Annotated in this window: 23 protein-coding genes; 13 read left to right on the forward strand and 10 right to left on the reverse strand. The window is 71.6% G+C overall.

The window, feature by feature from the left end; translation table 11 throughout:
* Positions 1-150 precede the first annotated feature (150 nt).
* Positions 151-801 carry a helix-turn-helix domain-containing protein gene (locus ATC03_RS05385; RefSeq protein ID WP_084003307.1) on the forward strand — a complete coding sequence of 217 codons (651 nt, stop codon included), beginning with the start codon at positions 151-153 and terminating at the stop codon, positions 799-801.
* Positions 798-2,306: an MFS transporter gene (locus ATC03_RS05390; protein ID WP_067874075.1), complete on the forward strand. Its 1,509-nt coding sequence runs from the start codon at positions 798-800 to the stop codon at positions 2,304-2,306. The genes ATC03_RS05385 and ATC03_RS05390 overlap by 4 nt, the downstream gene beginning before the upstream one ends.
* Here ATC03_RS05390 and ATC03_RS05395 read toward each other — a convergent pair.
* A complete protein-coding gene (locus ATC03_RS05395) occupies positions 2,294-2,668 on the reverse strand; it encodes a TraR/DksA family transcriptional regulator (RefSeq protein ID WP_227820238.1) in 375 nt (124 codons plus the stop codon). The two genes, ATC03_RS05390 and ATC03_RS05395, sit on opposite strands and share 13 nt — an antisense overlap.
* A gap of 78 nt (positions 2,669-2,746) precedes the next feature.
* On the opposite strand from ATC03_RS05395, the gene ATC03_RS05400 reads away from it, so the two are divergent.
* From ATC03_RS05400 to ATC03_RS05410, 3 genes are all read left to right on the forward strand, one after another.
* The gene (locus ATC03_RS05400) at positions 2,747-5,386 is read left to right on the forward strand and encodes a DNA polymerase III subunit gamma and tau (RefSeq protein ID WP_067874078.1); all 2,640 of its coding nucleotides are present in this window, start codon (positions 2,747-2,749) and stop codon (positions 5,384-5,386) included.
* Positions 5,387-5,389: 3 nt separating this feature from the next.
* Complete coding sequence (gene recR, locus ATC03_RS05405) at positions 5,390-5,986, forward strand: recombination mediator RecR (RefSeq protein ID WP_067874082.1); 597 nt, start codon at positions 5,390-5,392, stop codon at positions 5,984-5,986.
* Positions 5,987-6,180: 194 nt separating this feature from the next.
* Positions 6,181-6,543, forward strand: coding sequence for a nuclear transport factor 2 family protein (locus ATC03_RS05410; protein WP_067874086.1), 363 nt, complete (start codon positions 6,181-6,183; stop codon positions 6,541-6,543).
* A 60-nt stretch (positions 6,544-6,603) separates the two neighbouring features.
* Here ATC03_RS05410 and ATC03_RS05415 read toward each other — a convergent pair whose 3' ends face one another.
* Together ATC03_RS05415 and ATC03_RS05420 are read right to left on the reverse strand one after the other, a co-directional pair.
* Positions 6,604-7,104, reverse strand: coding sequence for a hypothetical protein (locus tag ATC03_RS05415; protein WP_067874089.1), 501 nt, complete (start codon positions 7,102-7,104; stop codon positions 6,604-6,606).
* 137 nt (positions 7,105-7,241) lie between these two features.
* Positions 7,242-10,085: an alkaline phosphatase family protein gene (locus ATC03_RS05420; RefSeq protein WP_161490315.1), complete on the reverse strand. Its 2,844-nt coding sequence runs from the start codon at positions 10,083-10,085 to the stop codon at positions 7,242-7,244.
* A gap of 245 nt (positions 10,086-10,330) precedes the next feature.
* Here ATC03_RS05420 and ATC03_RS05425 point away from each other — a divergent pair, with 245 nt between their 5' ends.
* From ATC03_RS05425 to ATC03_RS05445, 5 genes are all read left to right on the forward strand, one after another.
* Positions 10,331-11,605 carry an aspartate kinase gene (locus ATC03_RS05425; RefSeq protein ID WP_067874095.1) on the forward strand — a complete coding sequence of 425 codons (1,275 nt, stop codon included), beginning with the start codon at positions 10,331-10,333 and terminating at the stop codon, positions 11,603-11,605.
* Between the two features lie 168 nt (positions 11,606-11,773).
* Positions 11,774-12,829: an aspartate-semialdehyde dehydrogenase gene (locus ATC03_RS05430; protein ID WP_067874098.1), complete on the forward strand. Its 1,056-nt coding sequence runs from the start codon at positions 11,774-11,776 to the stop codon at positions 12,827-12,829.
* An 86-nt stretch (positions 12,830-12,915) separates the two neighbouring features.
* Positions 12,916-13,584 (forward strand): SGNH/GDSL hydrolase family protein, encoded by a 669-nt coding sequence (locus ATC03_RS05435; RefSeq protein ID WP_067874101.1) that lies wholly within the window; start codon positions 12,916-12,918, stop codon positions 13,582-13,584.
* Positions 13,585-13,641: 57 nt separating this feature from the next.
* The gene (locus tag ATC03_RS05440; RefSeq protein WP_067874104.1) at positions 13,642-15,282 is read left to right on the forward strand and encodes a sensor histidine kinase; all 1,641 of its coding nucleotides are present in this window, start codon (positions 13,642-13,644) and stop codon (positions 15,280-15,282) included.
* Positions 15,279-16,433, forward strand: a complete 1,155-nt coding sequence (locus ATC03_RS05445) for a GGDEF domain-containing protein (protein ID WP_067874107.1) — start codon at positions 15,279-15,281, stop codon at positions 16,431-16,433. Before ATC03_RS05440 ends, ATC03_RS05445 begins: the two co-directional genes overlap by 4 nt.
* A 6-nt stretch (positions 16,434-16,439) precedes the next feature.
* Here ATC03_RS05445 and ATC03_RS05450 read toward each other — a convergent pair whose 3' ends face one another.
* Positions 16,440-17,078, reverse strand: a complete 639-nt coding sequence (locus ATC03_RS05450; protein ID WP_152030875.1) for a hypothetical protein — start codon at positions 17,076-17,078, stop codon at positions 16,440-16,442.
* Between the two features lie 163 nt (positions 17,079-17,241).
* On the opposite strand from ATC03_RS05450, the gene ATC03_RS05455 reads away from it, so the two are divergent.
* Positions 17,242-18,738 (forward strand): glycosyltransferase, encoded by a 1,497-nt coding sequence (locus tag ATC03_RS05455; RefSeq protein ID WP_084003693.1) that lies wholly within the window; start codon positions 17,242-17,244, stop codon positions 18,736-18,738.
* A gap of 109 nt (positions 18,739-18,847) precedes the next feature.
* Here ATC03_RS05455 and ATC03_RS05460 read toward each other — a convergent pair whose 3' ends face one another.
* From ATC03_RS05460 to ATC03_RS05485, 6 genes are all read right to left on the reverse strand, one after another.
* On the reverse strand, positions 18,848-19,768 hold the full coding sequence (locus tag ATC03_RS05460; protein ID WP_067874110.1) for a response regulator transcription factor: 921 nt from the start codon (positions 19,766-19,768) through the stop codon (positions 18,848-18,850).
* Between the two features lie 15 nt (positions 19,769-19,783).
* Positions 19,784-20,944: a glycoside hydrolase family 6 protein gene (locus ATC03_RS05465; RefSeq protein ID WP_084003309.1), complete on the reverse strand. Its 1,161-nt coding sequence runs from the start codon at positions 20,942-20,944 to the stop codon at positions 19,784-19,786.
* Positions 20,945-21,020: 76 nt separating this feature from the next.
* Positions 21,021-21,404: a RidA family protein gene (locus ATC03_RS05470; protein WP_067874113.1), complete on the reverse strand. Its 384-nt coding sequence runs from the start codon at positions 21,402-21,404 to the stop codon at positions 21,021-21,023.
* 98 nt (positions 21,405-21,502) lie between these two features.
* Entirely contained in the window at positions 21,503-22,234 is a 732-nt protein-coding gene (locus tag ATC03_RS05475) for an IclR family transcriptional regulator (RefSeq protein WP_067874116.1), read from the reverse strand.
* Between the two features lies 1 nt (position 22,235).
* Positions 22,236-23,864: an N-acyl-D-amino-acid deacylase family protein gene (locus ATC03_RS05480; RefSeq protein WP_227820239.1), complete on the reverse strand. Its 1,629-nt coding sequence runs from the start codon at positions 23,862-23,864 to the stop codon at positions 22,236-22,238.
* The gene (locus ATC03_RS05485; protein ID WP_067874120.1) at positions 23,864-25,201 is read right to left on the reverse strand and encodes a type III PLP-dependent enzyme domain-containing protein; all 1,338 of its coding nucleotides are present in this window, start codon (positions 25,199-25,201) and stop codon (positions 23,864-23,866) included. Before ATC03_RS05485 ends, ATC03_RS05480 begins: the two co-directional genes overlap by 1 nt.
* Before the next feature lie 122 nt (positions 25,202-25,323).
* Here ATC03_RS05485 and ATC03_RS05490 point away from each other — a divergent pair, with 122 nt between their 5' ends.
* Positions 25,324-26,220 (forward strand): sugar kinase, encoded by an 897-nt coding sequence (locus tag ATC03_RS05490; RefSeq protein ID WP_067874123.1) that lies wholly within the window; start codon positions 25,324-25,326, stop codon positions 26,218-26,220.
* Positions 26,217-26,882, forward strand: a complete 666-nt coding sequence (locus ATC03_RS05495; protein WP_084003310.1) for a bifunctional 4-hydroxy-2-oxoglutarate aldolase/2-dehydro-3-deoxy-phosphogluconate aldolase — start codon at positions 26,217-26,219, stop codon at positions 26,880-26,882. The genes ATC03_RS05490 and ATC03_RS05495 overlap by 4 nt, the downstream gene beginning before the upstream one ends.
* The last annotated feature ends 62 nt before the right edge of the window (positions 26,883-26,944 follow it).

The following is a 26,944-nucleotide window of genomic DNA, read 5'->3' on the forward strand; positions in this document are numbered from 1 at the left end:
CGCCCGCCTGGGCCCGGGCTGATCCGGGGTCGGCTCAGGGCGGCGCCGGCGGCGGCGCGGTCGTTCGAGGCTGTGCGCGGCCTGGCCGCGGCATCCGCCATTCTGCAAGAACACTTGTGCAAGAAGTCTTGCTGAACTAGTCTCGCCGGTATGGACACCTCCGAGAACCCGACGACGGATGCCGCGGCGACCCAGGCGACGACGCCCGCCGCAGGGCAGCCGAGCGCCGTGGACACTCGCACCATCGACGTGCGCGACGCGGGCTCGATGCGCGCGCTCGCGCACCCGCTGCGCCTGCGCATCCTCGGACTGCTGCGAGGCGGAGGCCCGCACTCGGTCGGCATGCTCGTCGACGCGACGGGCGCGGCATCCGGCTCGATCAGCTACCACCTGGGCACGCTCGCGAAGCACGGGTTCGTCGTGCCGGCCCCCGAGCGCGAGCGCGACGGCCGCGAGCGCTGGTGGAAGTCGGCGCACGAGATGACCACGCTGCACGCCGAGGACTACCTCGGAGACCCCGAGCGACGCGAGGCCGCCGAGGCGATGCGGCGCACGGTGCTCGACTCGTACCACCGCGAGCTGATCGACGCCCTCGACGCCGAACTCTCGCTCGAGCCCGAGTGGGTCACTGCGTCCGACTCGAGCGACGGCGGCGCGCAGCTCACGGTCGAGGAGATGCGCGAACTCACCGACGACCTGCAGGCGGTGCACGCGAAGTGGTGGGCGCGCGGCCGCGAGCCCCGCGACGGCACCCGGGCGGTGCGCTGGATCACGCACGTCTTCCCTCGGAGCGAGTCGTGAGCGCCGACGGTCGGGGCGTCCGAGAGGCCGATGCCGCCGCTCCGGTCGCTCCCGGTGTTCTGGCGGTGGCCGCCATGCCCGGCACGGTCGCGGCTGCCGACGAGCTCGACGCGGGTTCGGCCGACGCGAGCGCTGCCGACGCGAGCGCTGCCGACGCGAGCGCTGCCGACGCGGACACGGCGTCCGACCAGCCGGTGACGGATGCCGCGCGCCGGCGCCTGCCGATCCTCGCGCTGTTCGCGGCGCAGTTCTTCTCGCTCGCGGGCAACGCGATCGCGCTCATCGCGATCCCGATCATCGCGCTGCAGCAGACCGGATCGCCGCTCGCCGCGGGCGTCGCCGGCGTCTTCGCGACCGTGCCGCTCGTGATCGGCGGCGCGCTCGGCGGCGTGCTCGTCGACCGCTTCGGCTACCGCCTCTCGAGCATCGTCGCCGACGTCGCGAGCGGGCTCACGGTCGTCGCGATCCCGATCCTCGCGGCCACGACGGGGCTTCACTTCGGCGTGCTGCTCGCCCTCGTGTTCCTCGGCGGGCTGCTCGATCCGCCAGGGGACACCGCGAAGACCGTGCTCGTGCCCGACCTCGCGGCGCTCGCGCGCATGCCCCTCGCGCGCGCGGCGGGCGTGCAGTCGACCGTGCAGCGCACCGCATCGATGATCGGTGCCGGCATCGCCGGTGTGGCCGTGGCGCTCGTCGGACCGATGCCCGCGCTCGTGTTCGACGCGGCCGGATTCCTCGTCTCCGCGGTGCTCGTGCTCGCGTTCATCCCGCGGGCGGCGGCCGCGTCGGCCGAAGCGCGCGCCGTCGAGGACGCGGCAGCCGAGGCCGACGCCGACGCGTCCGCCGACGGAACCGCGGGCACGGGTGCGAAGGACGGCTTCGTCGCCGGCATCCGCTTCCTGGTGCGATCGCCGCTGCTGCTCGCGGTGGTGCTGCTCGTGACGCTGACGAATGCGATCGACGCCGCAGGCATCACCGTGCTGAAGCCGGTCTACGCGACCGAGGTGCTGGGCGAACCCGGCCTGCTCGGCGCCATGGTCGCGTGCTTCGCGGCGGGCGCGCTCACCGGATCGGCCGTGTTCGGGTGGATCGGCCACCGCCGCTCAGGGCGCGGACTGTTCGCCGCGTGCTTCATGCTCGCCGGAGCGCCGCCGTACCTCGCCATGGCGGCCGGCGTGCCGCTGCCGGTGCTGCTCGTGGTGCTGCTCTGCTCCGGCCTCGCGGCCGGCATGCTCAACCCGATGATCGCCACCGCCATGTACCAGGAGGTGCCCGACGGCATGCGCGCGCGGGTGTTCGGCGCGATGACCGCGGGCGTCGCGGCGTCGATGCCGCTGGGCGCGCTCGTCGGCGGATTCGCGGTCGAGCACGTCGGCCTCACGCCGACGCTCATCGGGGCCGGGTGCCTCTACCTCGTGCTCGGCTCGAGCCCGCTGTTCATCCGGGCGTTCGGTGGCCTCGCCGCGGGTGCCGCCGCGAGTGCGGCCGCGGGTCAGCGCACGTGACGCGCGCAGTCGATGCAGAGCTCGGCGGTCGGGCGCGCGTCGAGACGCGCGACCATGATGCGCTTGCCGCAGTTCGTGCAGAAGCCGTAGGTGCCGTCGGCGATGCGCGCGAGGGCGCGGTCGACGTCGGCGAGTTCGGCGCGCACGTCGGCGAGCACGGCGGTGCGCTGCGACCACTCCTGGGTCATCGTCGGCCCCTCGGGGTCGTGCTCGTCGTCGGCCGTGGCATCCGATCTCGCGATCCGCACCGCGGTCATCGCGTCGTCGAATTCGGCCAGGCGCTCCTCGGCGTCGGCCCGCTCGGCGCGCAGCCTCGCCTCGAATCTCGTGAGCTGTGCCGGTGTCATCGTCGTCGCCGTCATCACGCCCCCTTCCGATCACCGCATGCTACGCCCACGTCATCAGGAACGGGTGTCAGACGCGGCAACTACGATTGAGCCGTGGTCACCGCCCTGTATCGCCGTTATCGGCCAGAGACGTTCGCCGAGATGATCGGACAGTCGCAGGTGACCGATCCCCTCATGACGGCGCTGCGCACCGATCGCGTCAATCACGCCTACCTGTTCAGCGGCCCGCGCGGCTGCGGCAAGACGACGTCGGCGCGCATCCTCGCCCGCTGCCTGAACTGCGCCGAGGGCCCGACCGATGTGCCGTGCGGCACGTGCCCGAGCTGCGTCGAGCTCGCGCGCGGCGGCGGCGGGTCGCTCGACGTGGTCGAGATCGACGCCGCGAGTCACAACGGCGTCGACGACGCGCGCGACCTGCGGGAGCGCGCCGTGTTCGCCCCCGCGCGCGACCGCTACAAGATCTTCATCCTCGACGAGGCGCACATGGTCACGCCGCAGGGCTTCAACGCCCTGCTGAAGCTCGTCGAAGAGCCGCCAGAGCACGTCAAGTTCATCTTCGCGACGACCGAGCCCGACAAGGTGCTCGGCACCATCCGCTCGCGCACCCACCACTACCCGTTCCGGCTCGTGCCGCCGGGGGCGATGCTCGAGTACGTGCAGCAACTCTGCACCGAAGAGGGCGTCGAGGTCGCGCCCGGCGTGCTGCCGCTGGTCGTCCGCGCCGGCGGCGGATCGCCGCGAGACACGCTCTCACTGCTTGACCAGCTCATCGCGGGTTCCGAGGGCACGAGCATCGACTACGAGCGCGCCGTGGCGCTGCTCGGCTACACCCACGGCGCGCTGCTCGACGAGGTCGTCGACGCCATCGGGCAGGGCGATGCCGCCGGCGCATTCGCCGCCGCCGACCGCGTGGTGCAGACCGGTCAAGATCCGCGCCGCTTCGTCGAAGATCTGCTCGAACGCCTGCGCGACCTCATCATCGTCGCGGCCTCGACGCCCGAGGCCGCCGCGGCCGTGCTGCGCGGCGTTCCGGCCGACGAGCTCGTGCGCATGAACACGCAGGCGGCCGCGTTCGGCGCCGCAGAGCTCTCGCGCGTCGCGGACCTCGTCAACCAGACCCTCACCGAGATGAGCGGTGCGACCTCGCCCCGCCTGCACCTCGAACTCATGCTCGCGCGCGTGCTGGTGCCCGCCATCGACGACACCCAGCGCGGCGCGATCGCCCGCGTCGAACGACTCGAGCGTCGCGTCGGAGTGACGGATGCCGGTGGCGCACCCTCGCGCGACGAACCCGCCGCCGCGCCCGCCCGATCGTCCGGCGTTCCCGCGGCCGGTGCTCGCGGCGCAGGTCCCGTGCCCGCTGCCGTGCCCGCTGCCGCTGCCGCTGCCACTGCGCCGGCTGCCTCGGTGCCCGTCGCGTCGGCGCCCCCGACATCGACGGTGCCCGCCGCCTCGACGACCGAGCCCGCGACGCGGCCGAACGAGTCGGCCGCCGCTTCCGCGCGACCGGAGACCCCCGAGGCAGCGCCGGCATCCGCGTCCGGCGAGCCGGAGCAGGTCGTCGTGCCGAGGCTGAAACCCGTCGGACCGGTGACCGCGCAGCAGATTCGCGACGCCTGGCCCGAGGTGCTCGCAGCCCTGCAGCGCGTCAAGCGAACGGCATGGATGGCCGCGCTCACCGCCCAGATCATCGACTACCGCTCGGAAGACGACGTGCTGGTGCTCGGGTTCCCGAGCCAGAACGACGTGAACGACCTCAGAGGCTCGGCGGGTGCGCAGAGTCCGGCCGAGTTGCTGCGTGCGGCGATCACCGAGGTGCTCGGCATCCAGGTCAAGTTCGTGCCTCGCGTGGTGGGCGCTCAGGGTTCCGGCGCTCCGTCGTCTCCCGCCCGCGCCGGTGAGGGCGATGGTTCAGGGTCCGCGTCCGCTCCCGCAGCGGCGCCGGGCGGCGGCGGTTCGCCCGCTGCGGCGTCGACCGCAGTGCCGCGCGCGACCGCGCCGAGCGCGGCACCCGCGGGCGCTGCGAACGCCGAAGGGTCGAGCGGGGCCAAGCGGAATTCAGGCCAGACTGACCGGGCGTCGAAGAGCGCGCCGTCGTCGAGCACATCGGCATCGGCGTCGGCGTCGGCGTCGGCGTCGGCATCCGCACCGGTCGATTCGTGGGCGACGGTCGCGATCCCGCGCGACGAGCCGGCCGACTCCGCCGAGGCATTCACCGCGCCCTCGGTGCCCGCCACCGCGACGGCGGTGCTCACCCGCGAGGTCGAGCCCGTCTCCGAGGTCGAGCCCGTCTCCGAGAACAAGCCCGGCGAAGCCACGGCATCCGCCGCTCCGGTCGCGGCCGACGCGGCCCGCGAGGCGGTGCGTCCGCCCGGGTCGCCGATCGTGCACGACGACGCCGATGCCCCGCCGCTCGACGAGGAGCCGCCGTTCGATCCCGACTACGACCGGGCGGCTCCGGCCGACGAACCTCGCGGCGGAGGCGCGACCTCCTCCCGCACGGCACCGGCATCCGCGCAAGCACCGGTACCCGCGCCCGAGTCCGCATCCGCGCCCGCATCCGCGCCGGCACGGCCGGCGCGCTCGCAGGTCCGGTCGAACCCGGGGCCGAGCGCGGCGAACGGCGGCGGCATCCAGCGCTACGGCGAGGCCGTCGTGCGAGAGGTGCTCGGTGCGACGTTCCTCGAAGAGGTCGAGGCGCCCGCGCGCCCCGGCTTCGGTGAGCGGGGGTAGCGCGTGTACGAGGGCATCGTCCAGGAACTCATCGACGAACTCGGCCGCCTTCCGGGCATCGGGCCGAAGTCGGCGCAGCGCATCGCGTTCCACATCGTGCAGACCGAGCAGTTCGACGTGAGCCGGCTCGCCGAGATCCTCTCGGAGGTGCGCCAGAAGGTGCGCTTCTGCGAGATCTGCGGCAACGTCTCCGAGCAGCAGACGTGCGGCATCTGCCGCGATCCGCGTCGCGATCCGACGCTCATCTGCGTGGTCGAGGAGGCGAAGGACGTCGTGGCCATCGAGCGCACGCGCGAGTTCCGCGGGCTCTACCACGTGCTCGGCGGCGCGATCAGCCCGATCGACGGCATCGGGCCCGACGAGCTCCGCATCCGCCAGCTCATGCAGCGCCTCGCCGACGGCACGGTCGTCGAGGTCATCATCGCGACCGACCCCAACCTCGAGGGCGAGGCGACGGCGACCTACCTCAGCCGGCTGCTGACGACGCTCGAGATCCGCGTCACGCGCCTGGCCTCGGGGCTCCCCGTCGGCGGCGACCTCGAGTACGCCGACGAGGTCACGCTCGGCCGTGCCTTCGAGGGCCGTCGCGTCGTCGGCTGACCCTCGCGCCTCGCGGCTCGCGGCTCGCGCCTCGCGTCGGCCGTCGGGGCGCATCGCGCGCTCGGCTGCCGGGGCGCTCGGGGCCGGGGCGCTCGGCTGCCAGGGCGCTCGGGCGCGCGATCGAACGGCGCGTCGCGGCATCCGCTCGTTCCGCGAGGGTTGACGCGGGCCGCGCCGTGGACTGGACTGGGGTCATGGCCGTCAGTCGAGGTGCCGAGTGGGTCGCGGGGTACGTCGCGGCCTGGGAGTCCAACGATCCGGCCGAGATCGGCGCACTGTTCACCGACGACGCCGTCTACCTCACGAGCCCCGATTCGAAGCCGAGGGTCGGGCGCGACGAGATCGTCGCCGGATGGCTCGAAGACCTCGACGAACCCGGCACCTGGGCCTTCGACTGGAAGGTCCTGCACGAGCACGACGGATTCGTCGTCGTGCAGGGGCGCACCGTCTACCCGGCCCGCAGCGACTACCTGAACCTCTGGATCATCCGTCTCGCGCCCGACGGGCGAGCGAGCGAGTACACCGAGTGGTACATGGCGCGAGGCCACAAGGACTGAGCTCGGGCGATGGGGGCCCGCGACCGGCATCCGCCACCGATGGCCGGCCACCGGCATCCGTCAGCGCAAGACCTCGACGAGCACGACCCACGCGAGGAGGATCGCCGAGGCGATCGCCACGATGGTTGCGATGCCGATCACGAGCAGGCCCGCGGAGGTGAACCCGACGAGCAGCAGCATCGCCCCGACGAGGTAGGTGACGATCGGCAGTACGCCGGCCGCTGACTTGCCGGCGAGGTCGAGGCGAGACCCGCGATGCAGGTCGTCGCGGAGGATCGTTGAGACGGCATGCACCTCGAACGCGGCGGCGAACGCGGTCGCGACGAGCACCTCGGTGCCGTACACCCACAGCGGCTGGGCCGGCACGAGTGCGAGTCCGGTCACCGCGATGGCGAGCACGAGGGTCGCGATCGACGCCGCCGCGCGGGCCGGAAGGGTCTTGGAGGTGAGGATCGTCGAGATGTTCACCGACATCGCCACGATGAGCAGGCCCGCGAGGGCCGCGGTCGCCCCGACCATCGCCACGTTGAACTCGGACCACGGTTCAAGCGCCTCGGACATGTCCGCACTCTATCGGCGGTGGCCCGTCGATGGCGAGGCCCGTGGCACGCAGAAAGGACCGGGGGAGTCCCGGCCCTTCCTGGAACCTCATCTCGGTGCCGTCATACGTACCTCGACGATGGTCGGTGCGGCATCGACTACGGGACCGTCACCGTCGAGGTGACCGTACGGGTGTTGCCCGACAGGTCGGTGACGGCTGCGCGCACCGTGTAGGTGCCCGAGGCGAGGCCGTTCGGCAGCGCCCATCCACCGGTCCACTCGGTCGCGCCGATCGCGGTCGAGGCCGAGGTGGAGCCGATCGCCTTCAGCAGCTTGGCGTTCGCGGCGTCGTAGAGGTTCGCGGCGACGCGGCGGATGCCGACGGCGTCGGTCGCGACGAGGCCGACCCGGCCGTCGGCGAGCGTCAGGTCGAGCCCGGGGCGGGAGTTGTCCACCACCACCTTCACCTTGAGCTCGCCACGAAGCCCGCTCGTCGCCTTGGCCGAGAACACGAAGGTGTACTCGCCGTCGGCGAGCGTGCTGAAGTCCACCGCCGGGAGGGTGAGCGAATCGGTGCTCGGCTCCCACTGGTAGCCCTTGACGGACGGGACCTGAGTGCCGTCGGCCGTGTAGAGCTGGGCGTGGAACGCCTGGAGGCCCTCGCCGGCGACGGTCATCGAGACATCCGCCCTGCCACGGAGGATCGCGCCGTCGGTGAGCGAGCTCGTGATGACGGGGGCGATCGCGGGGTCGGGGGCGTCCGCGCGGATCTCGGGTGCGTCGACGGCCCAGTAGCCGTTGTTGGCGCCGTCGGAGAGTCGCCAGCCGATGCGCACCTTGCTCACGTCACCGGCCGGCGCGGTCGTCGAGAACGCGACGGGCTGGTTGATCTCGAACAGGGCGCCGTCGGTGACGCCGTCGCGGGACCACAGCACCTGACTCGTGCCGTCGTCGTACTCGGCGATGACCTCCGCATGCTGCGGCACACCGGCCGTGATCTGCCGGTAGTGCTGCAGGAACGACACGTCGACGGTGCCGCCGGGGCGCACGTCCTGCCACGGCGAGTACAGCGTCGAATCGAAACGGGCCCCGGATGCCGTGGGGTTGCCCTTGTCGTTCCACTCGTCGGGGTCGGCGACCGCGATCACGTCGCGGGCGCGCACGAACGAGCCACGTCCCTGGCCTTCCTCGCTGGTCGCCCAGAACTCGCCGTCCATAAACGACCAGCCGCGGTACTCGGCGACGCCGAGGTCGGGCGTCTGCTCGTCGATCTGCCAATCGTTCGGGGTCTGCTTCGTCCATCCGCCGGAGAAGCTCGGTTTCGCGGCTTCATCGACGACGTCGCCGAGCGATCCGGCGAGCGTGTCGAACGGGTCGGTCGACGCGGTGCCGATGGGCACGCCTTCGAGGCCCCACTCCGGGTCGATGTCGACGCCGAGGTGCGCCAGCGCGGTCGGCGCGATGTCGACCTGTCGCCATTGCCTGGTCGCCGTGCCCGAGACGGGCACGTCGCCGCCGGAAGCGAGGGTCCAGATCATGCGGGTGAGGTGCTGGTCGCCGCCGTGGCCGTAGCCGGTGAAGCCGTGGTCCGTGGAGGCGAGGATCAGCCAGTCCTCATCGGATGCCGCCTCTCGCGCCTCGATCGCGGCGACGAGTTCGCCGACCTGCGCGTCGAGCTTCTCGATCGTGGTCTTGTACTGGGGCGATTCGGCCGTGTAGCTGTGACCGGTGGCGTCGCCGTTGTGGAGGTAGACGACCATCGCGTCGGGGTTGCGGGTTCCGAGCACCTCGAGCGCGTCGGCGACGCTCTGCTCGTCGGTGGCTGCGGGGGAGGCCCCGGTCTGCTGGATCTTGACGTCCGGACGGAGGATCAGGTGGTCGTTCAGCGGCTTCCAGTCGGCCGTGGAGAACGTCGAGAACCCGGGATCGACCTGTTCGAGCCGCGTGAGGACGTCGGGGTAGGCCTCGATGTTCGGATTGGCGAAGTTGTTGTCGGGGGACCGGTGCTTGTCGACCCAGACGCCGGAGAGCAGGTTGGCGTGGCCGTGACCGGAGACGGTCGGGCCGAGCGCGTTGTCCTGCATGTAGCCGACGCCCATCTGGCCCTTCGCCGCGAGCGCGTCGATGTTCGGCGTCGCGTACTCGGTGAGCTTGTCGAAGCGAACACCGTCGAAGTCGATGAACAGCACCTTGCGGGAGCTGATGCCGTCGGGCACGTCGGACGGCTGGGGGCCGGGGTCGGGCAGCGGCGGCTCGGCGCCGGCGCGTGGTTCGGAGTCGACGCTGATGTTGTCGACAGCCCAGTACCAGTCGTTCGTCGCCTTCTCGATGACCCAACCGAGCTTCATCGACGTGGCGCCGGCCGGCACGGTGACGGGCTGGGTGAGTGTGCGGTCCTGCAGGTACACCTGGTCGCCGAGGACGGCGGTGGAGTATTCGAAGAGCCGCTCGGGAGCGGCGCCGTCGAACGACACCTCGAGCGCAGCGACCTGAGGTCCGGTCTGGCGGTAGTTCGAGTCGAAGTTGACGTGCACCGTGGAGCCGCCCGTGACGGCGACGGAAGGCGACGTGAGCGTACTGGCGAAGAGTTGCTCGCCGGGGTTGTTCCCGTCGTCCCATTCGTCGTTGTCGGCCACGGCGACGACTCCGGAGCCTTTCGCGAAGTCCTCACGGCCCTGCCCGCCCTGCGCCGCGGCCCAGAACGACGGGGTCGCGAACGTCCAGCCGCGCCATTCGCTCTTGCCCTTGGCACCCATCGATGCATCGTTGGCGACGGTCCAGCCTGTGGGTGCGGTGCTCGTCCAGCCGAGCGTGGTCTTGGGGATGTGGGTCTCGTGGACCGACGGTCCGAGCGAACCGCTCAGGGAGTCGAAGTCCTCGGAGAACGAGGTGGTCGCAGCGAGGTCCTCGCTGTCGTGGGCCATCGCGGGGGTGGCGGGCAGGAGGAGTCCGATGCCGAGGCAGCCGGCCGTGAGCATCACGGCGCGGTTTCGTGTTCGCACGATTTCTGGTCCTTTCGAGGTGGGTGGATCTCCGAGTCTGTCGGCGGTGGTGGCGGAATCCGAGCGAAGCCGGGGAACACGTAGGTGAACATCTTCTGAGCATTCAAGATTCATGTAGATACAACTTCGAGAGGAAATCGGAGCCGCGTCACATTGCCGGAGGGGAATACGCGCCGCACGTATGATGGGGGTTCCGGCGTCCCGAGGTGCAAACCCGGCGCCCCACCCACCCCCTTGGAGACCACGTGAGCTTGATCGTGCAGAAGTTCGGCGGGTCGTCCGTCGCTGACGCGGAGAGCATCAAGCGCGTCGCGAAGCGCATCGTCGAGACGCGCAAGGCGGGCAACGACGTGGTCGTCGCGGTCTCCGCGATGGGCGACACGACCGACGAACTGCTCGACCTCGCGAACGCCGTCACGCCGTTCCAGGCCCCGCGGGAGCTCGACATGCTGCTCTCCGCGGGCGAGCGCATCTCGATGGCGCTCCTCGCGATGGCGATCAAGGGCATGGGCCACGACGCGCGCAGCTTCACGGGCAGCCAGGCCGGCATGATCACGGATGCCACGCACGGCGCCGCGCGCATCGTCGACGTCACCCCGGTGCGCCTCCGCGAAGCGCTCGACGAGGGCGCGATCGTCATCGTCGCGGGCTTCCAGGGCTTCAGCCGCGAGTCGCGCGACATCACGACGCTCGGCCGCGGCGGCAGCGACACGACCGCCGTCGCCCTCGCGGCCGCACTGCAGGCCGATGTCTGCGAGATCTACACCGACGTCGACGGCGTGTTCACGTCCGATCCGCGCATGGTGAAGAAGGCCGCCAAGCTCGACCGCATCACCAGCGAGGAGATGCTCGAGCTCGCGGCATCCGGAGCCAAGGTCCTGCACATCCGTGCCGTGGAGTACGCGCGCCGCCACGGCGTGACCCTGCACGTGCGTTCGTCGTTCAACAACACCGAGGGGACCATCGTCTACGACCCCTCGCGTCTTCCCGAAGGAGCAGCTGTGGAAGAGTCCGTCATCGCCGGTGTCGCCGTCGACCTCACCGAGGCCAAGATCACCGTCGTCGGGGTTCCCGACAAGCCTGGCGTGGCCGCGAAGATCTTCAAGATCGTCGCGAACACGAACGCGAACGTCGACGTCATCGTGCAGAACGTCTCGGCGGCGACCACGGGTCGCACCGACATCTCGTTCACGCTGCCGAAGGCCGACGGCGAGAAGGCGCTCACCGCCCTCGCCAACGCGAAGGACTCGATCGGCTTCGAGTCGCTGCAGTACGACGACCAGATCGGCAAGCTCTCGCTCGTCGGCAACGCGATGCGCAGTGCATCGGGCGTCTCGGCGAAGCTGTTCGAGGCGCTCTACGAGGCCGGCATCAACATCGAGATGATCTCGACGAGCGAGATCCGCATCTCGGTCGTGACGCGCGCCGACAGCGTCGCCGACGCGGCTCGCGCGGTGCACACGGCGTTCGGCCTCGACTCCGAGGTCGACGCGGTCGTGCACGGCGGCACCGGCCGCTGAGTCGCCCGCCCGCGGCATCCGTCGACTGCCGCATTTCAGGGCGAAGCTGCCAGAACCGGACGAATGCTCGCATTCGGTCCGGAACCGGCGGCGGCGTCCGGCACACTTGAGAAGAAGATCGTCCGGGTCGCGGCGAGTCCGCGAGCCCGCAGAGATGGGGAATCAGGCATGGCACACGGAGTGAACATCGGCGTCGTCGGCGCCACCGGTCAGGTCGGCGCGGTCGTGCGCCAGCTGCTCGAGGAGCGCGACTTCCCGGTCGCGTCCATCCGCTACTTCGCCTCGGCGCGCTCGGCCGGCTCGACGCTGCCCTGGAAGGGCGAAGACGTCGTCATCGAGGACGCCTCGACGGCAGACCCGTCGGGCCTCGACATCGCGATCTTCTCGGCCGGCGCCACGCTCTCGAAGGCGCAGGCACCTCGTTTCGCCGCAGCGGGCGTCACGGTCGTCGACAACTCCAGCGGTTGGCGCATGGACCCCGAAGTTCCGCTGGTCGTGAGCGAGGTCAACCCGCACGCGATCGACGAGGCCGTCAAGGGCATCATCGCGAACCCCAACTGCACCACCATGGCGGCCATGCCCGTGCTCAAGGTGCTGCACGACGAGGCCGGTCTCGAGCGTCTCATGGTCTCGACGTACCAGGCCGTGTCGGGCGCGGGCCTCGCCGGCGGCGAGGAGCTGCTCGCCCAGGCTCGTGCAGCCGTGGCGCAGGACGCGATCCAGCTCGTGCACGACGGCCGTGCGGTCGAGTTCCCCGAGGCCGAGAAGTTCCCGCGCACGATCGCGTTCGACGTGATCCCGCTCGCCGGCTCGATCGTCGACGACGGCGACCTCGAGACCGACGAGGAGAAGAAGCTCCGCAACGAGAGCCGCAAGATCCTCGAGCTGCCGGGGCTCCGCGTCGCGGGCACCTGCGTGCGCGTGCCGGTCTTCACGGGCCACTCGCTCTCGATCCACGCCGAGTTCGCGAACCCGATCACCCCCGACCGCGCGACCGAACTGCTCTCCGCCGCTCCCGGCGTGGCGCTCAGCGACGTGCCGACCCCGTTGCAGGCCGCCGGCACCGACCCCAGCTACGTGGGTCGCATCCGTCAGGACCAGTCGGCCGAAGACGGCAAGGGCCTCGTGCTCTTCATCTCGAACGACAACCTGCGCAAGGGTGCCGCACTGAACGCCGTGCAGATCGCCGAACTCATCGCCGCGAAGCTGCCCGCGGCGGTCTGATCCGTCGAGGCGATCACGCCGACCATCCGAACGCCCGTCGGCCCCGAACCACCTCCATGAGGATTCGGGGCAGGCGGGCGTTCGGCATGGCGGTCGGACTCGGGGCGGTCGGGCTGATGCTCACGGGCTGCGTCGGCGCACCTGCATCCGACGACGCCGACGATGCGCTGCCGCCCGACGCCCCCGTGGTCGCGTTCTACGGCGACTCGTACACGCTCGGCACGGGGGCGAGCGCACCGGAGCGGCGCTGGTCGAGCATCATCGCCGCCGATCGCGGATGGGCCGAGTTCAACCCGAGCGTCAACGGACTCGGGTTCGTGAACAACCGGGCACCCGGTCTCGGCGGCCCGGCGGCCGATCTCGTCGAGGAGATCGTGACGCACGATCCGGCTCCCGATCTCGTCTTCGTGACGATGGGACTGAACGACAACTTCTCGATGCCGTCACGGGCCGACGACATCCGCGAGGCGATCGACGCCGACCTCGGGCGACTGTCCGACGAGCTCCCCGGTGCGAGGCTCGTCGTCGTCGAACCGTTCTGGTACACCGACGAGCGCCCGGCCTCGGTGGAGCAGATCATCGGCTGGGTGCGGTCGGGAGCGGAGCGGGTCGACGCCGACTGGATCGCCGGTGCCTCGCACTGGATCGAGGGCCACCCCGAGTGGATGGCGGCCGACGGCCTGCACCCGAACGACGAGGGCTACGCCGAGATGGCACGCCGCATGGACGCGGAGTTGCGGGCCCTCGGGCTCTGACCGATGACGCCGGAACGCCTCGGGCTCGAAGGCGGACGGCACGAGTAGGCTCGCTGCATGCGGGCATCGGGGGAGCCTCAGCGGGGGAGCGCCACCCTCGATCGTTCGGTGATCCTGTCGCAACTCCTGTTCGGTGCAGCGCTGATCGTCGTGGTCTTCACCCTGCAGGCATTCGCGCCGGGCTCCATGGCGAGGCCACTCGTGCTGGCCGGGATCGTGCTCGCCTTCGTGGTCACCGGCGTGACCGTCGTGACGCCGTGGCATCGGCTGCCGCGCCAGTTCGTCATGGTGGTGCCGGTGCTCGACATCCTCGCGATCGGCCTCATGCGCATCGGCGACCCCGCCGCCGGCGTGGGCCTGCTCTGGATCTTCCCGACCATCTGGCTCTCGAGCTACTTCGGCGTGCGTGGAGCCATCATCTCGGTCGGTTCGGCCTCGGTGCTGGTCTGGACCTCGGAGATCGTCGCGGATCGGGTCTACGCCGCCGCGGGGGTTCCCGGTGTCGTGCTGCTGCCGATCGCGCTGCTCTTCGTCGCCACGAGCGCGGTGCTGTCCAGCCGTCGCACGGCGGCGCAACGCGTGCTGCTGCGCTCGCAGGCGACGCAGCTCGAGCGCGCGCTGCGGCGGGCGAGCCGGCAGGAGGCCCTGCTCGCCGAGGTGCTCAACGCGGTCGACTTCGGCGTCGTGCGCCTCGACCGCGACGGTCGCGGCGCGATCATGAACGCGGCGTACGCCGAGCTCTACGGCCTGGAGATCGGCCGACCGGATGACGCCCGCCACGGCACGGCCTTCGCAGAGGATCGCGCGACCGCACTCGAGGAACGCGAGCTCCCGTTCAACCGGGCCGCCGCGGGCGAGGAGTTCGACGACGTGGTCACGTGGATCCCCACGGGGGCGCGCGAGCTCGCCGCCGTGGCCGCCACGGCGCGTCGACTCTTCGACGACGACAACGAGCCCGACGGGAGCGTGCTCGTCGTACGCGACGTGACGGCCGAGCTGCGGGCGATCCGCGCCAGGGACGATCTGGTCGCCTCGGTCTCGCACGAGCTGCGCACGCCCATGACCTCGGTGCTCGGCTACATCGAGCTCTCGCTCGACGACCCGGCGCTGCCGGCCTCGGTACGGCGCAACCTCGAGATCATGGAGCGCAACGGCGAGCGCATGCTCGAACTCATCGCCAGCATCCTGCAGAGCGCGCGCCAGGCGGACGCGCCTCCGCTGCTGCAGTTCGTCGACGCCGATCTCGGGGCCGTCGTGCGCGACTCGGTGGAGTCGCTGCGTCCACGCTCCGACGAGCGCAGCATCACCGTCGACATCACCTCGGCCGAGTGCGTCATCGTACGCGCCGATCCCTTCCGCATCCGTCAGGTGGTCGACAACCTGCTCTCGAACGCGATCAAGTACAACGACGAGGGCGGAGAGGTCGCGATCGGGGTCACCGCCGCCGACGGGACGGCCTGGATCGTCGTTCGGGACTCGGGCATCGGCATCTCCGAGGCCGAGCAGCCCAAGCTCTTCGACCGGTTCTTCCGCTCCGAGTCGGTGCGCAAGGGCAGCGTGCACGGCAGCGGACTCGGACTCGGCATCGCACGCGACTTCGTCGAACGGCACGGCGGACGCCTCACGATCGAGAGCGAGCAGGGTGTCGGTACGACCGTCATCGTCGCCCTGCCGACCGAGGGACCGGGAGAAGCATGACCATCGATCCGTTCACCATCCAGCTCGCGGTCATCATCGTCACGATCGTGGCGGGCGTCATGTTCATCCTCGACACGGTGCTCCGCAGGTCGGATGCCGCGGGGCGGCTCTGGGCCGTCGCCTTCATGGCGGGCATCCTCGCGTCGTTCGCGTACGCGACGTGGATCGTGAACCCCGAGGCCTGGTGGGCCGTCGCGGTCGGCAACGCGGCGATCGTCCTGAGCCCGGCCCTGCTCTGGTGCGGCGCCCGGGCGTACAACGGGCGACCGGCGCTCGCCTGGACCGGACTCGTGGCCGCGGCCGCGGCCGCCGTCGCCGTGCTCGTCGAAGGGGTCGACGGGGGCAGCTGGGCCGGCGCGGTCGTCATGTTCGCGCTCATCGCGCTCTTCGCCGCGCTCGGAACATGGGAGACCCTGCGTGCGCCGATGCGCGTGTTCTGGGCGGCGCGCGGGCTGACCGTCATCTTCGTGGTGGTCACCGTGTACTACGCGACGAGGGCGGTCGCGTTCGTCGTGCTCGGTCCCGACGATCCCTGGTTCCGGGCGGCGCTCGGCACCGAGTCCGCGGGCTTCGTGCTGATCTCGCTCATGATCGTCGCCGTCGTGTCCCTCGTCGTGCTGCAGGGGGAGCGCGTGCCGCGATCGTCGTTCCGTCGAGCAGGCGCTCCGTCGTACTCGGTCGACGCCGTGCTGACCGAGGATTCGTTCCGCGAGGTCGCCACCGACTGGCTCGAGCGTGCGAACTACCACGACGAGCAACTCGTCTTCATGCGCATCGAGGTCGATGAACTCGATGCGCTGAACACGGCGTTCGGTCGTGCGGCGGAGCTCCAGTTGCTGACTGAGTTCACCGAGACCGTGCGGCGCCATGGTTCACCGCATTCCGACATCGGACACGTCGGAGCGGGGGCGCTCGTCATGGTGGCGGCGTTCGCGAGGCTCGAGTCGGCCGCCGACGACGCCGAGGCCATTCAGCGGGGCCTTCGCGAGCATCGCGTCGAGGCCGCGCAGGGGCTCCGGCTCTCGGCGAGCATCGGCATCGCGGGCACCGACCGCTTCGGGTACGACTTCGACCGGGTGATGGCGGCGGCGGCGGAGGCCGCGACATCCGCTCGGGCGAATGGCGGCGGGTTCGTCGCAGTGGCCGACTGAGTCGGGTCAGCCCGCAGGTTCGGGCGCGATCGCGATCGACAGGGTGTCGACGGCGGTCTGCTTCGCGTAGTCGCTCGAGGTCGGCGTCGACTGCAGCAGCAGTTCGTACTTCACGGTGAGCTCGAGGCTGGTCGCCGCGCTGTCGAGGGGCGGCACGATGAAGGTCTGGCTGTAGCTGTACGGGTCGAGCACCAGGTAGCCGGGTGCGACGCTCGCCTGATCGACGATCGGGTCGGGGGCGGGCAGTGCGCCGTCGGATCCCGCGACCACCGGCGTGGCCGTGACCTTGGCGAGGTAGATCTTCTGCCCGTCGGCCGGAGTCACGGTCGCGTGCACCGAGAAGCTCAGGGGCTTGTTGGCCGCGGCGGTCCACAGGTCCATCGACAGGGTCGACCAGTAGTCGATGGTCAGCGTGATCGCCCCGACCTCGATGGTGCGGGTGACGGCGCCGGCGGCGAGGTCGTTCTGCACCGGTCCAGCGGTGCTCGTCGCCGACGCGGACGGCGTGGGCGACGCGGTGGCGCCCGACAGCCACGGCGGCGCGGAGCATCCGCCCAGCAGGAGCGCGGCGGTCGCGATCGCGCCGATCGCCGCGATGCGGGTGAACGTGCGGGTGAAAGAGAGGTGAAGGGGATGCTCGCGCACGGGATGCCTTCCGGTCCGGCGACGTCTGGCCCCCCAAACGCCGGAATCTTGAGCCGATCTTGAGCCGACGCTATCGCATCCCAGCGCTGAACCCGAGGTCGCCCCGCGAGACTCGGAACGTGGTGCGGGAACGCTGCACCCAGCACATCGAAGGAGTTCCATGATGACCGGTGTCGTCGCCAGCCCCAGTTCTCGCGGGGCCGTCCAGCGAGACGGCTCGGGCATCGCGGAATCGTACGTACGGCCGCTTCCCGCTCCCGAACTCGAAGCGTACGTCGACGATTTCGCCGCGTTGGTGGACACCCTCCCGTCGACACGATCGACGATCGGGTGCATCGTTCCCGCCTACAACGAGGAGGCGTCGATCGGCGCCGTCCTCGAGTCGCTGCTCGCCCAGACTCGCCTGCCCGACGTGGTGCACGTCGTCGTGAACAACACGACCGACCGCACCGTCGAGGTCGCCGCGGCCTTCGCCGGGGCGCACACCCGCGTCGACGAGGACGGCTTCGAGCAGTTCACCGAGATCTTCATCCACGACATCGGCAAGAACCCCGACAAGAAGGTCGGCGCCCTGAACTACGGCTACACGCTCGTCGAGGGCCTCGACTTCCTGCTCGGCGTCGACGGCGACACCGTAGCCGACGAGCGCGCCATCGAGTTCCTCGAGGCGGAGATCGCCTCGGACAGCCGCATCGGCGGCATCTCGGCCATCTACTCGATCGACGACCGCGAGCTCGAGGGCGTCGTCGCACCGTTCCTCATCGCCGGCCAGCGCGCGCAGTTCGCGGCCTTCAACATGCAGAACATGCTGCGCGGCCGCAACATGGCGGTGCTCGGCGGGCAGTACTCCATCTTCGCCACGCACGCGCTCCGCGACGCGATGGCCGCGAACCGCCAGAGCACCCCGTGGGTCAAGGACAGCGAGGTCGAGGACTCGCTCCTCTCGCTGCAGATCAAGAGCGCCGGCTACCTCACGAAGATCAGCGCCCGCGCCCGCGCCGACGTCGGCGGCATGACCACCCTGCGTGCGCTCGACGCCCAGCAGGTGAAGTGGAACTACGGCGCCATCGAGCTCATGTGGCCGGGCCAGCGCGGCGACACGAAGGGCCAGCCCTTCCACCCCAACCTGCGCCTGCGCTGGTGGGAGAACGCGTCGATGGCGATCAACGCGCTCAGCCGCATCCTGTTCCTCGTGCTGCTCGCGGGCTCGCTCTCGATCGGCGCCTTCGTGTTCAGCCCCGTCTGGCTCATTCCGCCGGTCGTCGCCATTCTGCTGAACCTCCGCATCGCCCTGTCGATGGAGAACCGCTCGGCGCGCGACATCCTGTTCGCCGTGCTGCTGCTGCCGGCCGAGGTGTACATGTGGGTGCGCATCGGGCACTTCGCCCGAGCCTGGACGAAGTTCGCCAGCAAGAAGCAGGTCGACAACTGGGCCGCCCAGGCCAAGGCCGAGCGCGGTTCGGGGCAGGCCTACCTGGCACCGATGCTCATCGCGCTCGCCGCGGTCATCGCCATGGTCGCGATCTGGACCCAGCTCAGCCCGGTCGTGCAGTCGTCGATCCTGTGGGTGGGCTGGCCGATGCTCGGCATCATCACCGTGCTGCAGACGCTGAGCATGTTCGGCAAGCTGGTGCGCCGCCACCACGGCTACAAGGTCTGATGACGGATGCCGCGGGCATGACGGATGCCTCGGCACGACGGATGCCCCGCCTCGAACTTCGAGGCGGGGCATCCGTCGTCGTGGTCGGTGGCCTGGCCCCAGGTCGTGCTCAGGCGCCGTCGTCGGCGGTGAGTCGGTAGCCGACGCCGCGGACCGTCTCGATCCAGCGCGGCTGGCTCGCGTTCTCGCCGAGCTTGCGCCGCAGGTTCGCGAGATGCACCTCGACGGCCCGCTTGTCGGCGTCGCTCACGTAGTACGACGTGACGTAGCTCTCGCCGCGGAGCTCGAGCGCCAGGTCGGCCTTGCTGCGCACCCGACGACGCGACGAGATGATGAGGCTCAGCAGGTCGAACTCCGTGCGGGTGAGCTCGACCTCCTCGCCGTCGACGACGACGAGCCGCATGTCGGGCTCGACCCGGAGGCCGCGGTGCTCGATCCACCCCTCGTCGCCGGGGGCGGTCGCGGGCACGACGGCCGGCGCGCCCGGGGTCGGCGGCGGCGTCGTCGGACCGGGCGGGGTGGAGGACGACGGCGCCTGCCACGAGGCATCCGAGGCCGTGGCGTCTGCCGTGTCCGCCGACTGCGCGGGCACCGATGCCGACAATGCCGACGCTGCCGACCCTGCCGATGGGTCTCCCTCCTCGACCGACGCGGCGAGCCGCGGTCGGCGCAGCATGGCGTCGATCCTGGCGCGCAGCTCGCGGGGGCGGAACGGCTTGGCGATGTAGTCGTCGGCTCCGGATTCGAGCCCCATCAGCGTGTCGATCTCGTCGGTGCGCGCCGTGAGCATGATGAGGTACGTGTCGCTGAAGGCCCTGATGCGCTTGGCCGCCTCGAACCCGTCGATGCCGGGCATGCTCACGTCGAGCGTCGTGAGGGTCGGCCGGTAGCGGCGCACCTTCTCGACCCCCTCGAGTCCGTTGCCGGCGCTGTGCGTCTCGAAGCCGCCCTGCTCGAGCACCTGCTCGAGCAGGCGACGGATGTCCGCGTCGTCCTCGATGATCACCGCGACGCGATCACGTGCCGTCATGTGTTCCCCCGTTCGTCATGATCCCCCCGTGAGCCGGTCGGCGTTCGCGACCAGCTCCACCGCCTGCTCGGGCCACCAGATTCCCGCGGCCGGCCCGCCGTTGCACGTGCCGTCGCTCTCGCCCGGCGGTTTCACCCACAGCACGGCGTCGACGACCGGGTCTTCGAGCGCGTGCGCCTCATCGCCGAGCGCGAGATCGGGCGCGTTGCACCACTGCCCGTCGGCGGGTGGCCCTGCGCCGTTCCGCGACGTGTCGATGATCGCGTGCGTGCCGCCGAGCGCGTCGGAGACCTCTGCGGCGTACGCGGCCTCGTCGTCGGTCGCCTGCGTGTTGGAGACGTTGGTGGCGAAGCCGCGCGCCTCGTCGACGCCCGCGGCGCGCAGCAGCTCCGCCATGTCGGCGGCGGGCAGCCACGCGGAGTGTCCGCCGTCGAGGTAGACCTCGGCGCCGGTGCCCGTGAAGCGTTCCAGGGCCGAACGCACGAGCGCCGTGCGCGCATCGGGGTCGGGGCATTCCGACGCGAGCGCGAGCGAATCGGGCTCGAGCACGACGATGCTCGTGCGTTCACCGAGCCCTGCGGCGATCTCCTCGACCCAGTCGAGGTAGTCGTCGCTCGGCAGGCCTCCAGACGAGAATCCGCCGCAGTCGCGGTCGGTGATGCCGTAGACCACGAACACCGGGAGCGCGCCGGCGCGCTTCGCCTGCGCCACCGCGTCGGCCACCACGTCCGAGGCGTTACCGGGTCGCACTCGCTCCGGCGTCAGCCAGATCGCGGCCGGAGACTCGGCGATCCGGGCGGCCGCGGCCTGCTGCTCCTCGGTGCCGGATCCGGTGGCCGCGCGGGCGGCGCTCGAATCGGGGTCGACGAAGAGCGCACGGTCCCGGAACGGATTGCCCGACGCCTGCTGCGACACGATGACGAGCGTCGTCGCGAACGCGGCGAGGGCGAGCAGCAGCAGCGCGGCGACGGCGATGAGGGCGATGGGCAGGGCTCGGCCTGATCGCCGACGTGCGGATGGCGCGGGTGCGGCCCAGGCCACGGCGGGACCGGCCGGCGACGCCGCGGTCGATCCCGCGTCGAGCGAGGCCGAGTCGGGGTCGCGGATCACGTACCGGGCGTCGTCGCGTTCATGGCGCACGACGGGCTCGTCGCCACGCGCGGGATCGTTCGGCACGTCGCCCCCTCCCCAGCGGCCGGTGTGCGGCTCAGTCTACGAGGGAAGGGGCGGCGTGCGCCCGACGGCGGCGGCGTCAGTCCTGCGGGATCGCGGCGACGACGTCGATCTCGACGAGGATGTTCGCGAGGCGCGAGCCGACCGTGGTGCGCACGGGGTAGGGCTCGGTGAAGAACTCGGCGTACGCGACGTTGTACTCGGCGAAGTCGGCGAGGTCCTCGAGGTGCGCGGTGACCTTCACGACGTCGTCGAAGCCGAGGCCGTACTCGGCGAGCACGGCGCCGATGTTGCGCAGCACCTGGCGGGTCTGCTCCGCGGCGCCGCCCTCGACGACGAGGCCGGTCGCCGGGTCCTGCGGGCCGAAGCCCGCGGTGTACAGGAAGCCGTTCGCGACGACGCCGTGGCTGTAGGGCCCGGCGGGCTTCGGGGCGTTCGAGAGGGTGACGGCGGTCTTGGGCATTGGGTCCTCCAGGGGGTGCGGTTGCGGTTGGTGGTTGGTGGTCGGTGGCGGGGAACGGGGTCGGATGCCGCGGCGCGCGCCCGCGGCATCCGTCGCCCTCAGGCGATCTCGGCGGAGATCGCCTCGGCGGCCTCGCGCAGGGCCGGCAGTTGGCGCTTGAGCTGGTCGAGGTCGGCGACCATGCGCACGGCGGTGACCGAGATCGCGCCGACGACGCCGAGCGGGCTCGTGATGGGCACGGCGAGGCAGTTGACGTACGGCTCGAACTCGCGGTCGTCGGTCGCCCAGCCGCGGGCGCGCACGCGCACGAGTTCTTCGTCGAGGTGCTCGCGGGTGGTGATGGTGAGGTCGGTGAAGCGCTCCCAGGTGACGTCGTCGAGCACGGCGTCGCGGCGGGGCACGTCGAGGTTCGCGAGGATCGCCTTGCCGACGGCCGAGCAGTACGGGATCACGGCCTTGCCGACCCGCGAGTACATGCGCACGCCCGACTCGTCCTCGGCCTTGTCGACGTAGACGATCGAGCGGTCCATGAGCGCGGCGAGGTGCACGGTGTTGCCGACGCGGCGCTGCAGCCGCCGAACGTGCGCCGAGCCGGCCTCGCGCAGGTCGAGCGAGTCGAGCGCCTCCTTCGAGAGCGCGGCGAGGCGGGTGCCGAGCGTGTAGCGGCCGTTGCCGCGGCGGCGCACCCAGCCGACCTCCTCGAGCGCCTGCAGCTCGCGGAACATCGTCGAGCGGTGCAGGTCGAACGCCTCGGCGAGCTCGGCGACCGTGCGCGGGTCGGCGGCGATCGCATCGATGATGCGCGCGGCACGGGTGACGGACTGGGACATGTCAGGCCTCCGGCCGGTTCGAGCGACGGATGCCGCGGCCGGGCGTCGCCCCGGTGAGCAGGCCGCCTGCCAGCACGGGCACGCCGGCGACGAGCACGTCGTCGATGCCCTCGGCGAGGTGCAGCGGTGCGTCGTAGGTGGCGCGGTCGGCGACGCGCGCCGGATCCACGAGCACGAGATCGGCGACGGCCCCCGCCCGCACGCGACCTCGGGCGCCGAGCCCGAACCGGTCGGCGGCCCTGGTCGAGACGAGCGCCGCGGCATCCGCCCAGCTCATGGCACCGTGATCGACGACGAGCGAGCGCAGGTACCTGGCGAACGAGCCGCGCGCCCTGGGGTGCGGGTGGGCGCCGACGAAGATGCCGTCGGAGCCGCCCATCGCGCGCCGGTGGGCGAGGATCGAGGCGAGGTCGGCGTCGCTGCGGGCGTACCGCACGGCCATGACGACGTTGACCTCGAGCCGCGACGCGGCGAGCACGTCGAGCGTGAACTCGGCCGGTGTCGTGCCGGCGCGTGCGGCGGCCGCGCCGATCGTGAGGCCGTGCGCCCACGCGAACTCGGGCGCCGCGATGTGCGCGAGCGCGAGCTGCTCGGGCCAGTCGGGGCCGAGGCTCGGGTAGTCGACGATCGACGGGAACCATTCGTCGAGCAGGCGCGCGCGCTCGCCGGGGTCGGCGAGCAGGGCCAGCACCTCGGCCGTCGGGCGCACGGTGATCGACGCGGGCAGCACGGGCATCGCGAGGATCGAGCAGCCGCGCGTGTAGGGGTACGCATCGAAGCTCGCATCGACGCCGGATGCCGACAGCCCCGCCATGAGCCCGTGCACGAGGTGCGGCTCGGCGTGGAAGTGCGACACGTGCACGGCGACGCCCGAGTGCTGCGCGATCGCGCGGATCTCGTCGATGCCCGCCTGCGATCCCGATTCGTAGCCGCCGCGCATGTGCGACACGTACACGCCGCCCGCCGTGGCGACGGGCTCGGCGAGGCACGCGAGCTCGTCGGTCGAGGCGAACGCGCCCGGCACGTAGTCGAGCCCGGTCGACAGGCCCACGGCGCCGTCGGCGAGGCCCTCGGCGACCAGCGCGATCATGGCGGCGAGCTCGGCGGGGTTCGCGGCCTGCGTCGACCGACCGCAGATCTCGCGGCGCACGGTGCCGCCGGGCACGAGCAGCGCCTGGTTCACGGCCGTCGTGCCGTCGTACGAGGCGAGCAGCTCGCGGATGCCGCCACCGCGGTAGCCCGGGTGGGGCCCGTTGATCGCGGCGAAGTACTCGCTCGCATACGCGCCGTCGCCGGGGGCGTAGGAGACGCCGTCCTGGCCGCCGATCACGGTCGTGACGCCTTGCCGGAGGAGCGCGAGCTGTACGTCGGGGTCGAAGAGGAGCCCGTCGGCGTGCGCGTGGGCGTCGATGAAGCCCGGCAGGAGCAGCCGGCCGACGCCGTCGATGACGTGGTCGACGTCGACGTCGGCGTCGGCCGTGGTGCCACGCGCCTCGATGCGGGCGATGTGCTCGCCCTCGATCACGACGTCGACCGGCTCGGCCAGTTCGGCGCCCGCGCCGGAATCGCCGTCGACGACGGCGACGTCGCGGATCACCCGTGCGGCGGCGGTCATCGGAACGCCGGTCATCAGAAGAACGTCCGCACGAGGTCGACGACGAGGTCGGAGCCGGCGCGCTCGACCACGGGCAGCCAGCGCCGCTTGTCGAACGCGGTGCACGGGTGCGAGAGCCCGAGCGACACGACGTCGCCGATGGCGACGGGCAGGGCGGCGCCCGGCTCGTCGGCACGCAGGAACGCGTGCTGGTCGTTGAGTGCGGTGACGGATGCCGCGCGCAGCGCCCGCTGCTCGGCGCCGAGTGCGGCGGCGACCCCGAGCGGCACGGGCAGGCCCTCGTCGTAGGGCAGGTCGCGCTTGCCGCCGTCGAGCAGGGCGAGGCCGGGCTCCGGATGCGAGACGACGCGCGCGTAGGCCCGCATGGCCGGTTCGAGCAGGTCGTCGAGCGGCGAGATGCCGCGGTAGAACCCGTGGTCGTGCAGCAGCGAGGCGCCCGAGCGGAGGATCCAGCGCGTGCGGCGGCCGGTCGCGGCATCCGCCTCGATCGCGGGCGCGAACGCCTCGGCGACGAGGTCGAGGTAGGCGCTGCCGCCGGCGCTGACGATGACGTCGTCGGCGGCGATGCGTCCGGGCGTGAGGAGGTCGAGGTCGAACAGCCGGTCGCGAAGGGCCACGAGCTCGGCGAGGTAGCCGCGCACGACGGCGAGGGCGGGCGCCGACCGGTCGTGCCCGAGGCTGCCCTCGTACCCGGCGACGCCGACGAGCCGCAGCACGGTGGAGGCCGCGACGCGTAGCGCGATCTCGACGGCGGCCTCGAGCGAGCGGGCGCCCGTGCGGCCGCCGGGTGCGCCGAGCTCGACGAGCACGTCGATCGGGCGGGGGAGCGCGGCATCCGCGTCGCCGAGGGCCCGGTTCGTGTCGGAGAGGACCTCGGCGAGCCCGCGCTCCATGGCGTCGACCGTGTCGACCGAGTCGACCCAGCAGCGGAACGAGAAGTCCGGGTCGGCGAGTTCGCCCGCGATGAAGGCGAGCGCGGGCGGTGCGACGAGCGCGTTCGCGAGCATGATGCTCGAGACCCCGAAGGCGCGCGCGGTGCGCACCTGCCCGGGCGTCGCGAGCGTGAGGCCCGTCGCACCCATCTCGAGCTGCAGCTGCCAGAGGGCGGGCGCCATGGTCGTCTTGCCGTGCGGCATGAGCTCCATGCCCTTCGCCTCGGCCCACGCCTGGATCGTCGCGGCGTTGCGCCGCATGGCGTCGGCGTCGAGCACCGTGAGCGGGGTCCAGAACTCGCCGAGGCGCGGCTGGGTCGCGAGGAACTCGCGCACGGTCAGCCCGGCGGCGCGCGCGGGCAGGCCGGTGTCGGCCGGAGTCAGCCGCTCGTCGGCGAGGTCGTCGATTCGGCGCGACATCCGCTGCTCCTCATGGCTCTCGGTGATCTCGGGACTCGACCGCGGCCGTCTTGGCCGTCGGTGCTGTTGCGTATGCTGCAACAAGGTTGCACCATATCTGCACACAGGTCAGCATAGGCGTCATGACCCCCCGCCCAGAAGTCCTCACCGTCGGCGAGACGATGGTGCTCGTGACGCCGGCGGTCGCAGAGCCGCTCGAGACGGCCACGGCCTTCCACCTCGACCCGGGCGGCGCCGAGTCGAACGTCGCCTGCCACCTCGCCGCGCTCGGCACGTCGACCGCGTGGGCGAGCGCCGTCGGCGACGACGCGCTCGGACGCCGGCTCGTGCACCAGATCGGCGAACACGGGGTCGACACCGCCTGGGTGCGTCGCGACGCCTCGGCGCCGACCGGTCTCTACGTCAAGGACCCGGGCAACGGCGTGCGCTACTACCGCGCCGGCTCGGCGGCCTCGCGGCTCGAGCCCTCGTTCGCCGACGGCCTGCCGATCGATGCCGTGCGGCTCGTGCACGTCTCGGGCATCACCCCGGCGCTCTCGCCGTCGTGCGACGCGCTCATCGACGCGATCTTCGACCGGGCGGCGGCGGCCGGCGTGCCCGTGAGCTTCGACGTGAACCTCCGAGCGTCGCTCTGGCCGTCGACGGATGCCGCGGCGCGTCGCCTGCTCGATCTCGCCGCCCGAGCCGATCTCGTCTTCGTCGGGCTCGACGAGGCCCAGGTGCTCTGGGGCGCGCAGGCGCCCGACGACGTGCGCCGACTGCTGCCCGACGTGCGCGAGCTCGTCGTGAAGGACGGAGCGGTCGGCGCGACCTCCTACGAGCGCGACCTCGACGGCGTGCACGTGCCCGCCTTCGTGGTCGATGTGGTCGAGGTGGTCGGCGCAGGCGACGCGTTCGCCGCCGGCTACCTGCACGCCATGCTCCATGGGGCCGCCCCCGACGAGCGCCTGCTCGACGGACACGAACGCGCCGTGCTCACCATCGCCGACACCGCAGACGTCCCGAGAGGCACCCGATGACCACGCAGCCCCCGTCCGCCCAGACCACCTTCGCGCAGACCACGTCCGCCGCGACCGCCGTCGTCTCGAACGCGGAGTTCGACACGATCTTCGCCGGCCGCCCGCTCATGGCCCTGTTCCGCGGCCTCGGCGAGGCGCGCAGCCTCGAACTCGCGCGCACCGCGTGGAGCCTGGGCATCGACCTCGTCGAGCTGCCCATCCAGTCCGAGGCGGATGTCGCGGCGCTCGCCGCGGTCGCCGAAGCCGGCCGCGCCGAGGGGCGTCTCGTCGGCGCGGGCACCGTGCTCTCGACGCGCCACGTGGAGCTCGCGGCGGCGGCGGGCGCCGCGTTCACCGTGAGCCCCGGATTCGACGCCGACGTCGTGCGCGCCTCGACGTCGGCCGGCATGCCGTCGCTGCCGGGCGTCGCGACCGCGACCGAGGTGCAGGCCGCGCTCGCGCTCGGCCTCACGTGGATGAAGGCCTTCCCGGCGTCGCTGCTCGGCGCATCGTGGTTCCGGGTGATGGCCGGACCCTTCCCGCAGGCCCGGTTCGTGGCGACCGGGGGCATGGATGCGTCCAACGCCCGCGCGTACCTCGACGCCGGGGTGCGCACGGTCGCCGTCGGCTCGGCGCTCGAAGACCCGGCGCAGCTGCCGGCGCTCGCCGCCCTGCTCGCCTGAGGCGCTGCTCGTCCGAGCCCCGGATCCCCGTTCGCACGGGGGATCCGGGGCTTTTTCGCATC

Origin of the sequence: Agromyces aureus (assembly GCF_001660485.1) — a bacterium.
Taxonomy (GTDB): domain Bacteria; phylum Actinomycetota; class Actinomycetes; order Actinomycetales; family Microbacteriaceae; genus Agromyces; species Agromyces aureus.